Below are 10,162 nucleotides of genomic sequence, written 5' to 3'. Positions count from 1 at the left end.
CCTGTACCCCCTGTACCCCCTGTACCCCCTGTGCCGGCTGTGCCCGCCGACGGCGCGTCGGCCGGCTACGACCTGCGTCACCACGGCGACCGCGAGGCCACCGCCGGACTGATCGACCTGGCCGTCAACGTGCGCGTCCCGCAGCCGCCGCGCTGGCTGCTCGAACGGGTCGCCGCGTCGCTGGCCGGCCTGGCCGCCTACCCGGATCCGGCGCGCGCCACGGCCGCGGTGGCGTCCCGGCACGGGCGCCCGGCCCGAGAGGTGCTGCTCACCTCGGGCGCGGCCGAGGCCTTCGTGCTGCTCGCGCGCGCCCTGCGACCCCGCCGGCCGGTCGTCGTGCACCCGCAGTTCACCGAACCGGAGGCCGCGCTCGCGGCCGCCGGGCACCGGGTCGGCCGGGCGATCCTTTCCGCCGCGGACGGCTTCGAACTCGACCCGGCCGGCGTGCCCGACGACGCGGACCTCGTCATCATCGGCAACCCCACCAACCCGACGGCGGTCCTGCACCCGGCCGCCCGCATCGCCGCGCTCGCGAAGCCCGGCCGGATCCTCGTCGCCGACGAGGCGTTCATCGACGCGATCCCCGGCGAGGCCGAGTCGCTGGCCGCGCGCCGCGACCTGCCCGGCCTTATCGTCATCAGGAGCCTGACGAAGACGTGGGGTCTGGCCGGGCTTCGCGCCGGCTATCTGCTCGCCGCTGCGGACCTGGTCGAGCGACTGCGTGCCGCGCAGCCGCTGTGGTCTGTCTCGGCCCCGGCGCTCGCCGCGGCCGAGGCGTGCAGCGAGCCGCGCGCGCTGGCGGAGGCGGAGCACCTGGCCAGGCAGGCCGCGGTCGACCGCGAGTACCTGGAGCAGCGGCTCTACGCGTTGCCTGGCGTCGACCTGCCGGCCGTCCGGCCTCGTGAGCCGCGCGCCCGCGCGCCCTTCGTGCTCGTACACACGCCCGGGGCGGACAAGATCCGGCTGCGTCTGCGCGAGCGCGGCTTCGCGCTGCGGCGGGCCGACACCTTTCCCGGCCTCGGTCCGAACTGGCTGCGCATCGCCGTGCGGGCGCCCGAGGTCACCGACGCGCTGATCGCCGCCTGGCCGCGCTGACCGGGTTCATCTCCCGCTCATCCGAACACGCCGGGCGGCCCGATCACCGCCGACAGGATGGCCGCGTTCGGCAGCAGCACCGTGCCGTTGTCCGTGACCAGCTTCACGTACGTCAGGTTCATGTCCGCGACCAGTCCGGTGAGCACCCCGCCGAGTGATCCGGATCGGATCGAGATCTCGTCGCCGATGGCGAACGGCCTGGTCAGCAGCAGCATCAGCCCGGCGAACACGTTGCCGAGCGACTGCTGTGCGGCGATGCCGAGGATGACGCCGGTGACCGCGCCGCCCAGCAGCAGCCGCTCGATCGGGACGTTCAAAGCGCCGAGCGTGCCGAAGATGACGATGAGGTAGCCGACCAGCAGGCAGACCCAGCGCAGCCCCGCCTTGCGGTTGTCGCCGAGGCTGGACGGCACCGTCTTGAGGATCTCGCCGGTGGCCGACCGCACCGCGACGACGCCGAAGATCAGGAACAGTACCGCGCCGCCGATCGCCGCGGCGTGTCCGATCGCGGAGTGCCTGCTGAAGAAGCCGACCTTCGCCGGGGTGTTGGTCAGCACCCCGCCGGCGGCGTAGCTCAGCCCCAGCGCGGCGCAGGCCAGCAGCGTCGCCAGCAGCGCGCGGCGGAAGTCCGCGCTGATGACGCTGGTCAGCGCGTTCAGCGGCGAGTGCTCGTCCGGCTCGATCTGGTGGATCCGCCCGGAGCGCTGCTCGACCGTCTGTTCCACCCCGGCCTGCGCCGCGACCGCGCGCTCGCTCTCGGCCACCGCCGCGGCGCCCCCGACGACGCCCGGGCTGGTGCCCGGCACGTCACGCGCCCCGGTCGCCGCTGTGATCGCCGCGATCGCCGCGGTCTGCTGCTCGCGCGCCTGCTCGTCCGTGGCACCCGGTTGGCCGGGTTGGCCGGGTTGGCCCTGGCCCGGCCCTTGACCCGGTACCTTCGCCTCGTCTTCGCCCAGGCTCGGCCGTTCGCCGGTTGGCTGCCCGCTCACTGCCGCTCCCTCTGCCTTGCGGATCTGGCGGTTGATCACTTTACGTCGGATCGTCCCGTCGAGGTCAAGACGATCAGATGCTCGCACCGCGCACGTCCGGGTACCGCGCGGAATGGGAGAATGGGGCCGGGCACGCGTCAGGCCGAGCGAGGAGTACCGGGGATGAGCGAACCACTGAGCGGCCGGGTCGTGGGCCCGGACGAGGGGCCCGGGCCCGAACCCGGCGCAGCGCGACGCCCCGGCCTGCTTTCGCCCAAATGGGCCAGGGCCTGGCTGGTGCCGGTCGTCTTCGGTGTCACGTCGGTGCTGCTCGGCGTGCTGGTCCTGGCCTGGCCCGGGCACGGCGTCGGGGCGTTGACCGTGTTGTTCGGCCTCTACCTGCTGGCCACCGGCGGTTACCGCTTGGTCGCCGCGGTGCAGTTGCGCGGCGTGGACCCGATCGCGCGGGTGGTGGCCTTGGTGCTGGCCGTGCTCGCGGTCGCCGTGGGCGTCGTCTGCCTGATCGACCCGTTCAGCACCGCCTCCTCGTTCGCCGTGGTCGCCGGAGCCTTCTGGTTCGCGGCCGGCGCGATCACCTGGTTCGGGGCCCGGCAGCGGCGCGGCCGGGAGCGGGCCTTCGGGCGTTCACCGGGACTCGCCGGGGGAGTGTTCAGCATGATCGTCGGCTTGTTGATCATGCTGTTCCCGAGCGCCAGTCTGGTCTTCCTGGCGGTCGTGCTCGGTTGCTGGCTGGTGTTCTTCGGCTTCTCCGCGCTGGCCACCGGCCTCGCCGCGCGCAGGCTGCTCAAGAACGTCGAGCGCGCCGTCCTGTACTGGCCCTGACGCGCCGCGGCCGTCCGCCGCGGGCCCGGGTTCGCCGGGGTGGTGGCCCCGGCGCCGCGGGCGTTCTAGCGTTGACCTCACGTCGCGTCCTGCGAGCTGGCCCGCACCGGCGGGCGCAGGTCCGGGAGACCGCACCCACGCAATGGAAAGGGGACGGAGGAACCGGGCCGCAACAGGCCCGCACCTCCCACTGCCGATGAACATCGAGATCAGGGACGAACGCGAGGACGGCCGCTACACCGCCTATCTCGACGAAAAGCGTCTCGGGTACGCCACCTGGGTCAAGGTGCATGACACGGTCGTCCTGCCGCACACCGAGGTCGGCCCGGAATGGGCGGGCCGCGGGATAGGTTCCATGCTGGCCCGCCGGGCTTTCGACGACGCGCGCGCCGACGGGCTCACCGTGTTGCCGTTCTGCCCGTTCATGAAGCGCTGGGCCGAGTTGCACCCCGATTACCGGGACATCGTGCGCACGCCGCGGCCCGGGGAGTTGCCGAGCGTCGAGAGCGCGGTGCACGCCGCGCGCACGCTCGAAGCGCTGACCGCGGTGCACGAGGCGCAGCGCGCGCACCCGGGCCCGGACGGCGCACCGACCTCGACGCGGACGGCGCCCGGCGCGTCCTGACATCGCGCGCTCACCGCGGCCTCGCGTTGATGCCGCCGAATCCGGAGCCCGCCGAATCCGGAGCCCGGCGAAACCGGCCGTCGAAACCTGCTGATCCCGGCCGCGCCGTGCCCTATGCTCCCGGAGAAAGGCCCGCAACGGGAGGTCGCACCGTACATGTCTGTGCACGAAGACGCCGCCGAACTGGCCGGCGAACTGGCCGAACTGCGCCGTGCCCTGCACCGGGAGCCCGAACTCGGTCTCCACCTGCCGCGCACCCAGGAGAAGGTGCTCGGCGCGATCGACGGGCTCGGTCTTGAGATCTCCACCGGCGTCGCCCTGAACTCGGTCACCGCGGTTTTGCGCGGCGCGGCGCCCGGCCCCACGGTCCTGCTGCGGGGCGACATGGACGCGCTTCCGCTCCAGGAGCAGCGCACACAAGACGTCGTCTCGCAGGTCGACGGCGTCATGCACGCGTGCGGCCACGACCTGCACACCGCGATCCTCGCGGGTGCGGCGAAGCTGTTGTCGGCACGGCGCGAGAGCCTGCGCGGCGACGTGGTCTTCATGTTCCAGCCCGGCGAGGAGGGGGAGGACGGAGCGCGTCACATGATCGCCGAGGGGTTGCTCGACGCGACCGGAACCAAGCCGAGCGCCGCGTACGCGATCCACGTGACTTCCGGCCTGCTGCCGCGCGGCGTCTTCGCGACCAGGCCCGGCACGCTGATGGCGGCCTGCGCGGACTTCAAGGTGACGGTGCGCGGCAGGGGCGGCCACGGTTCGACGCCCTTCCGGGCCAACGACCCGATTCCCGCCGCGTGCGAGATGGTCACCGCGTTGCAGACCGTGGTTACCCGCAAGTTCGACATCTTCGACCCGGTGGTCGTCACAGTCGGCTACTTCCGGGCCGGTACGAAGAACAACATCATCCCGGACACGGCGGTCTTCGACGCGACGATCCGCGCGTTCTCGGCGGGTGCGATGGAACGCGTGCTGCCCGTGGTCAAAGCCACCGTCGAAGGCATCGCGGCGGCCCACGGCCTCGAGGTGGACGCCGACATCCACAGCCTCTATCCGGTGACCGTGAACGACGCGGACGCGGTCGCCAAGGTCGGCGCCGCCGTGCGCGAGCATTTCGGCGAGCAGCGGTTCGTCCCGCTGCCGCAGCCGCTGGCCGGAGCCGAGGACTTCTCCCGGATCCTCGAGCGCGTACCCGGTGCGATGGTCTTCCTCGGCGCGACCCTCGAGGGCCGCGACCCGGCCACGGCCCCGTTCAACCACGCGCCCGGGGCGGCCTTCGACGAGCGGGTCGTGCCCGACGGCGCCGCGCTGCTCGCCCAGCTCGCGGTCGACCACCTGACCGGCGCCGCCGTGTAGCCGAAGATCCACAAACGGTCTCGGCGCGGTGCGCCAAGCTCTAGGATGGAGGTGCGGCGAGCCGGTCGGGCGACCGCGTGCGCGGGTGCGAGCCCGCGCCCGAGGAAAGTCCGGGCTCCACAGGGCAGGGTGGTTGGCAACACCAACCCGGGGTGACCCGCGGGAAAGTGCCACAGAAAACAGACCGCCGTGGACCGCGAGGCCCGCGGCAAGGGTGAAACGGTGGGGTAAGAGCCCACCAGCGCCCGGGGTGACCCGGGCGGCTCGGTAAACCCCACCCGGAGCAAGGTCGAGAAGGGTCGCCCACGGGCGGCCCGCGCGAGTGTCTGAGGGCGGCCCGCCCGAGCTCGCGGGTAGACCGCTTGAGGCGTGCGGCGACGCACGCCCTAGATGGATGGTCGCCTCGCACGCTGTCCGCAGCGCGCGAACAGAACCCGGCTTATAGGCCGGCTCGCCGTCAGATGTGGCCGGAGCCAACAGGATCCGGCCACATCTGCTGTATTAGAACGCTAATTTAAGCGATCCGATGGTCTTTGCTCTTGATATCTTTGTTGGCCCATATTACTGGAGTTTCGCTGTCAGGCGGCTGCTAAGTCGCTGGTCGCGGGCTTGTGGGGGAATCGCGTGGGTGTGGCGTGGCCTGCGGAGTTGTCTTTAATTCGTTGGCGGCGGAAGGCGATGAGTATGTCGTCGGCGCTCACGTGGGTCTTGGCGCGGTCCCAGGGGTGCTGCCGGCGGTAGGCGTCCAGGGCGTCGGATCCCGGGTGGGCGGTGGCGTACCAGCAGTACAGGATGGTCAGGCACAGCATCTGGAACGGCACGGTGCGCTCCACGGCGGCGCGCAGTCGGTTGCGGGCGTCGCCGACTCCGAGGAGGATCTTGCAGTCTCGGATCGTCTGCTCGATGGAATTACGCGCAGACCCTCACCCTGTTGCGTCGCGCGGTTCGAAGACGTCCTCGAGCACGAGGCGTGCTCGAGCTGGAAGCGGCTCATCGGGGAAGATCTCATCGCACAAGGTGACCACCGATTCGACATCGGCCAGTTCGAGCTTGTCGACGAGGAAACGGATGTCGTCAAGATCGCGTCGACGAGCCGCATGCACCTTCATCGCCAGCAGGTGCTCCGGCGAGGCGGCGGACACCCGCAGCCCTCGATGCTCAAAGATCGTCGCCGCGTTGGCATCGCCCCCGCTGGCGACGTATACGCTGGCCTGCTCGTTGAGCCACCAATGCGGCAGCCCGAGCTCATCGGCCACCGCTCGGGCTTCCTCGACCACTACCCCATGCGGCTTGAACAGGGCGTCGATGTCCCGCGTCGCCCGCCGCGCGTCATAGGCCAGCGCCATCGCCGCGCCACCGAAGACGTACACGTCCGCGGTCACCCCGCGGCGCGCCAGACGTTCGCCCAATCGGGTCAACGCGCCGCGGATACCCTCCCGATCCAGCAGAGGCCCCTCGCTCACGCGACCTCCAACTCCTGCGGCGCGACGAACACCCCGCGCCGACGGAACGCTGCCGGCGCGTTCACCAGGGCATCGGCGCGCGCAGCGCGGGTGTTGAACGGGAACCAGAACGAGCGAAGCATCCGCCGACCGGCCCACTGTGGAGGGGCCTGATCAGCCAGCGCGGCCAGGTGCTCGGCCAGAGCGCCGAGGAACACATCCCACCGCTCGTCCCCGGTCCCGGCCGGCTCCGATTCCAGCAGCCCCAACCGGGTCCCTGGCGGTTCGTGGCGGTACTCCTCGAGGAACTCGGCGACGAGCCGCCACCGTTCCTGCTCGCTGGCCTCGGCGAGCCAATCGGCCAGATCGGCCAGCGAAGCGGCACGGTACGACGTCGACATGCCACCACCTTACGGAACCTCGCGGGAACAAGGCCAGGACACGCTGTCGCCTGCGCCGCGCGCCCCGGTCGACGAGGTGGCGAGGTCTCTGTGCCGCTGCAACACGAAATGCTCGAACTGAGCTACGGAGCCGTCCGTGGGATCATGCCCGCCGTCAGCGACGATCATTTGCCGTCCGCGCGTGGCGCGCCAGATCTCTCGCTGCTTCCCGTCGGCTTGCTCTCCCCCCTCCGGGATGCCCTGCCGGTGGATTGCCAGCTTTGCGCGAATGGGAGGAAACAGAAGGGAGATGATGGCGTCATGGCCCGAGACGAGCTGCTCACGGTCGCGCAAGCGAGTGACGAACTCAAAGTGTCCAGAGCGACTTTCTACCGCTGGCGCACACTTGGCACTGGGCCGCGGTGCGTGAAGCTGCCCAATGGGACGATCCGGATCCGCCGTTCGGAACTCGAGAGGTTCATTGCCTTATGTGATGACTTCCTCGTAGAGCCCTGCAGGCAGGTCCGTCACGCCGGCAGAGTACGCCAACAGGCCGGTATGGGGTTGGCTACCGCGAGCTAAGCCCAAGTAACGGGTCCACGCGCTCTGTCGTTATGCGATCCTTATTGTTGACTAACATTCGCGTTACTGACATGATTGTTAGTAACATCAGTCTCGGGCTGGGAGGCTGGCACGATGGCGGACTTCGTCGGGCGCACGCGGGAACTGGCGCTGTTGCGGGACGAACTCGAGCGGGTGCGCTCCGGAGTCGGGGGAGAGCGCCCAGGGCGCTGTCTGCTCCTGCGCGGGCGACGGCGAGTGGGCAAGTCGCGGCTGGTCGAGACGTTCGTGGAGCGCGCGGGCGCGCCCTACCTGTTCTTCACCGCCACCGGCGCGGTGCCTGCTGCGGAACTGCTGCGGCTCGCCGAGGATGCGCAGCGCTCAACACTGCCCGAGCGGGAACTGCTGGCGGCCGCGCGCCCGGCCGATTGGGGCGCGGCGCTCCGGCTGTTGGCGGCGGCGCTTCCCGACGATCAGCCCTCCATTGTGGTCTTGGACGAGGTGCCCTATCTGATGGGGCGCGATGACGCGTTCGAAGGAGTGCTGCAACGCAGTTGGGACCGCCTGTTCGAGCGTAAGCCGGTCCTGCTCCTAATGATCGGCTCGGACCTGTCGATGATGGAGGCTTTGACCGCCTATGACCGCCCGTTCCACCAGCGGGGACGGGAAATGGTGATCGGCCCGCTCAATCCGCGGGAGATCGGACAGATGCTGGGTCTGGGCGCGGCCGATGCCTTCGACGCGGCCCTGGTGACCGGCGGACTTCCGTTGATCTGCGCGGAATGGCCGCACGGTGCGTCCGTCGAGCAGTACCTCGCCCTGGCGCTGGCCAACCCGGTCAGTGCGCTGCTGGTGTCCGCGGAACGCTCCCTGGCCGCGGAATTCCCCGACCACACCCAGGCCCGGACCGTACTGAGCGCGATCGGTACCGGGGAGCGCAGCTTCACCAATATCGCGAACGCCGTCGGGGGGATCGCCGCTACCCCGCTGAACCGGGCGCTTGGCACACTGATGGACAAGAGGATCGTAGCCGGGGAGCTCCCCGTCGCCCTGCAGCCCTCCAAAGACCGACGCTACCGGGTAACGGATCCCTACCTCAGGTTCTGGCTGCGCTTTCTCGGCCCGCACCTCGACGAGATCGAGCGCGGCCGGGGCGATACCACCACACAGCGCATTGCGACAAGCTGGGCCAGTTGGCGTGGGCGCGCCATCGAGCCCCTGGTCCGCGAGTCACTCGCCCGGCTGCTACCGGACCGAGGCCTACCCGACGCCCCGGTAGTGGGCGGGTACTGGACACGCAACAAGCAGATCGAGATCGACATTGTGGGCGCGGACCGGGGACCGATTGCGAAACAGCTACTGTTCGTCGGCTCCATCAAGTGGCTCGGCAGCGCCTTCGACGAGCACGACAAGGCGGCGCTGCTGCGGCACTGGGCGGCGCTGACAGATCAGCCCCTCCCTCTGGTCGCCGTCAGTCGAAGCGGCGTCCAATGCGGGGAGATTGACGCCGCTTACGGACCGGACGACCTGATCCGTGCATGGCCCTGACAGTGGAATTGGACGGCTTCGGTCTGATGCTGTGAGGGGCCAGGAGCTCGCGCGAGGTGTCGTAGGTGGACTGCCGACCCGTCCAGAGTGTCGGGCTCGCGGCCCGTGCGCCGCAATCGTTCGGCACGTGGTAGCCATTCCCTCGCGATCTTGAAAGGTCGCAGATCAGCGGCGTACAGCGGGCCGTAATCGTGGGATCGGGGCGGGTGATAGTGCTTGTCCGGCGCCTTGTGCTGTGGGCGCCGGACAAGCGCTGTCGCGATCTATGTCTGTGTGAAGCGGCGGGCGAATTCGATGCCGTTTTCGACGTCGTCGGGGTGTACGGGCTGAAGGTCGATGTCGAGGGCGGTCAGGAGGCTGGCGGTGGGGATGCGGTAGCGGTAGGTCGGTCGCATGATCGCGCAGGGGAAGGCGTTGCGCTGGGTGAGTCGGTAGGCGGTGGTCATGCTGATGCCGAGGGCTCGTGCGGCGGTGGCGAGGTCGACGGTGACCGGCAGAGCGAACAGTTCGGGGAAGGTCATCGTGTCGGGCGCTGATCCGCTCGGCCGGTGTGTTTGAACAGCTCCTCGATCTTCATAGCACTCGAGCAGCACTTCACGACCCTCACCGCGCACCTCCGCGAACCGCTCGCCCTCCCCTTCACCGATCCTGCGAGCCCCGACACCCGCCAACTGACGCTCACCGAAGCCCGCACCCTCACCCGCGACGTCACCACCCCGCTCGGGCAGCGCGACCAGATCTGGAACGAACTCGTCCTCCGCTCGCCACGGCGGTGCGGGCCGGCTCGCCGGTGGGGCGCCGGTCGATGCGAGCCAGCTGCCAGGCGGTGGGGGTGGGGCCGATCAGTGCCCAGTGGGCGTCGGAGACGTCCGAGGGGTAAGGCAGGCGTCCGGTCTTGGCAGAGCTCTACTTTGGATGGCCGCACTGGGTGCTGAAGCTGCTGTACCGGGCGTTTCCCGGGCAGCAGCCTGTCACTCCAGACCACGTCGTGTACGTAGTCTTCGGCGAGGGAGAGCATCAGATCCATCAGGGAGAACGGGAACAGGACGTTCGTATCAACGAAGACGCGCGCCGTGATGAAAGGGGACCTTGTTGTGTTCAGTAGGGGAGGTCGTGGTCTTCGACGATGTGCGAGATCTGTTCGGTGGCCAAGGCGGGCCGGGCGGGGGGCTCGCGCTGGTGGCCCAGGACCCGGGACTCCCGTCCAAATCAGGCTTGCGATATGAAATCTGAGCGCGGACGACCCGAGTGGCTCGGACGCGGGCTCGGCCCGGGTTTCAGGCTCCTGTCTCGCCCCACTCGTGGGCGCGGGCGATGCGCACGACCTGTCTCTTATACACAGCT

Annotated in this window: 11 protein-coding genes and 1 other RNA gene; 7 read left to right on the top strand and 5 right to left on the bottom strand. The window is 69.8% G+C overall.

What is annotated here, in order from left to right; genetic code table 11:
- The first annotated feature begins 30 nt into the window (after nucleotides 1-30).
- Nucleotides 31-1,095 (top strand): Rv2231c family histidinol phosphate aminotransferase CobC, encoded by a 1,065-nt coding sequence (gene cobC / locus KGA66_RS25920; protein ID WP_369015967.1) that lies wholly within the window; start codon nucleotides 31-33, stop codon nucleotides 1,093-1,095.
- 17 nt (nucleotides 1,096-1,112) lie between these two features.
- Here the strand turns inward: cobC and KGA66_RS31880 are convergent, their stop codons facing one another.
- The gene (locus tag KGA66_RS31880; protein ID WP_211471636.1) at nucleotides 1,113-2,084 is read right to left on the bottom strand and encodes a mechanosensitive ion channel family protein; all 972 of its coding nucleotides are present in this window, start codon (nucleotides 2,082-2,084) and stop codon (nucleotides 1,113-1,115) included.
- A gap of 162 nt (nucleotides 2,085-2,246) precedes the next feature.
- Between KGA66_RS31880 and KGA66_RS25910 the strand changes: the two genes are divergently transcribed.
- From KGA66_RS25910 to rnpB, 4 genes are all read left to right on the top strand, one after another.
- The gene (locus KGA66_RS25910; protein WP_211471634.1) at nucleotides 2,247-2,906 is read left to right on the top strand and encodes an HdeD family acid-resistance protein; all 660 of its coding nucleotides are present in this window, start codon (nucleotides 2,247-2,249) and stop codon (nucleotides 2,904-2,906) included.
- Nucleotides 2,907-3,102: 196 nt separating this feature from the next.
- A complete protein-coding gene (locus KGA66_RS25905) occupies nucleotides 3,103-3,531 on the top strand; it encodes a GNAT family N-acetyltransferase (RefSeq protein WP_211471632.1) in 429 nt (142 codons plus the stop codon).
- Nucleotides 3,532-3,687: 156 nt separating this feature from the next.
- On the top strand, nucleotides 3,688-4,887 hold the full coding sequence (locus KGA66_RS25900; protein ID WP_211471630.1) for a M20 metallopeptidase family protein: 1,200 nt from the start codon (nucleotides 3,688-3,690) through the stop codon (nucleotides 4,885-4,887).
- Nucleotides 4,888-4,944: 57 nt separating this feature from the next.
- Nucleotides 4,945-5,345: RNase P RNA component class A (gene rnpB, locus KGA66_RS25895), an RNA gene on the top strand.
- A gap of 120 nt (nucleotides 5,346-5,465) precedes the next feature.
- On the opposite strand, the gene KGA66_RS25890 is transcribed toward rnpB, so the two are convergent.
- From KGA66_RS25890 to KGA66_RS25880, 3 genes are all read right to left on the bottom strand, one after another.
- Nucleotides 5,466-5,708, bottom strand: a complete 243-nt coding sequence (locus KGA66_RS25890; protein WP_211471628.1) for a hypothetical protein — start codon at nucleotides 5,706-5,708, stop codon at nucleotides 5,466-5,468.
- A gap of 102 nt (nucleotides 5,709-5,810) precedes the next feature.
- The gene (locus KGA66_RS25885) at nucleotides 5,811-6,350 is read right to left on the bottom strand and encodes a DUF6036 family nucleotidyltransferase (RefSeq protein WP_211471626.1); all 540 of its coding nucleotides are present in this window, start codon (nucleotides 6,348-6,350) and stop codon (nucleotides 5,811-5,813) included.
- Nucleotides 6,347-6,730, bottom strand: coding sequence for a hypothetical protein (locus KGA66_RS25880; RefSeq protein WP_211471624.1), 384 nt, complete (start codon nucleotides 6,728-6,730; stop codon nucleotides 6,347-6,349). Before KGA66_RS25880 ends, KGA66_RS25885 begins: the two co-directional genes overlap by 4 nt.
- Nucleotides 6,731-6,838: 108 nt before the next feature.
- Here KGA66_RS25880 and KGA66_RS31875 point away from each other — a divergent pair, with 108 nt between their 5' ends.
- Complete coding sequence (locus KGA66_RS31875) at nucleotides 6,839-7,291, top strand: helix-turn-helix transcriptional regulator (protein ID WP_312887075.1); 453 nt, start codon at nucleotides 6,839-6,841, stop codon at nucleotides 7,289-7,291.
- Between the two features lie 114 nt (nucleotides 7,292-7,405).
- Nucleotides 7,406-8,818, top strand: a complete 1,413-nt coding sequence (locus tag KGA66_RS25870; RefSeq protein WP_211471622.1) for an ATP-binding protein — start codon at nucleotides 7,406-7,408, stop codon at nucleotides 8,816-8,818.
- Between the two features lie 263 nt (nucleotides 8,819-9,081).
- Here KGA66_RS25870 and KGA66_RS25865 read toward each other — a convergent pair whose 3' ends face one another.
- Nucleotides 9,082-9,339: a helix-turn-helix domain-containing protein gene (locus KGA66_RS25865; protein ID WP_211471620.1), complete on the bottom strand. Its 258-nt coding sequence runs from the start codon at nucleotides 9,337-9,339 to the stop codon at nucleotides 9,082-9,084.
- Nucleotides 9,340-10,162: the final 823 nt, after the last annotated feature.

The organism is Actinocrinis puniceicyclus, assembly GCF_018283645.1.
GTDB lineage: Bacteria > Actinomycetota > Actinomycetes > Streptomycetales > Catenulisporaceae > Actinocrinis > Actinocrinis puniceicyclus.
The sequence above is the reverse complement of the archived record's forward strand: the minus strand, read 5'-3'. Positions and strand labels throughout refer to the sequence as shown.

Bases quoted from the DNA above. Each gene is read 5' to 3' on its own strand.
- KGA66_RS25910 (WP_211471634.1), top strand. From the start codon at position 2,247: ATGAGCGAACCACTGAGCGGCCGGGTCGTGGGCCCGGACGAGGGGCCC.
- KGA66_RS25865 (WP_211471620.1), bottom strand. From the start codon at position 9,339: ATGACCTTCCCCGAACTGTTCGCTCTGCCGGTCACCGTCGACCTCGCC.
- KGA66_RS25870 (WP_211471622.1), top strand. From the start codon at position 7,406: ATGGCGGACTTCGTCGGGCGCACGCGGGAACTGGCGCTGTTGCGGGAC.
- KGA66_RS25900 (WP_211471630.1), top strand. From the start codon at position 3,688: ATGTCTGTGCACGAAGACGCCGCCGAACTGGCCGGCGAACTGGCCGAA.
- KGA66_RS25905 (WP_211471632.1), top strand. From the start codon at position 3,103: ATGAACATCGAGATCAGGGACGAACGCGAGGACGGCCGCTACACCGCC.
- KGA66_RS25880 (WP_211471624.1), bottom strand. From the start codon at position 6,730: ATGTCGACGTCGTACCGTGCCGCTTCGCTGGCCGATCTGGCCGATTGG.
- KGA66_RS31875 (WP_312887075.1), top strand. From the start codon at position 6,839: ATGCTCGAACTGAGCTACGGAGCCGTCCGTGGGATCATGCCCGCCGTC.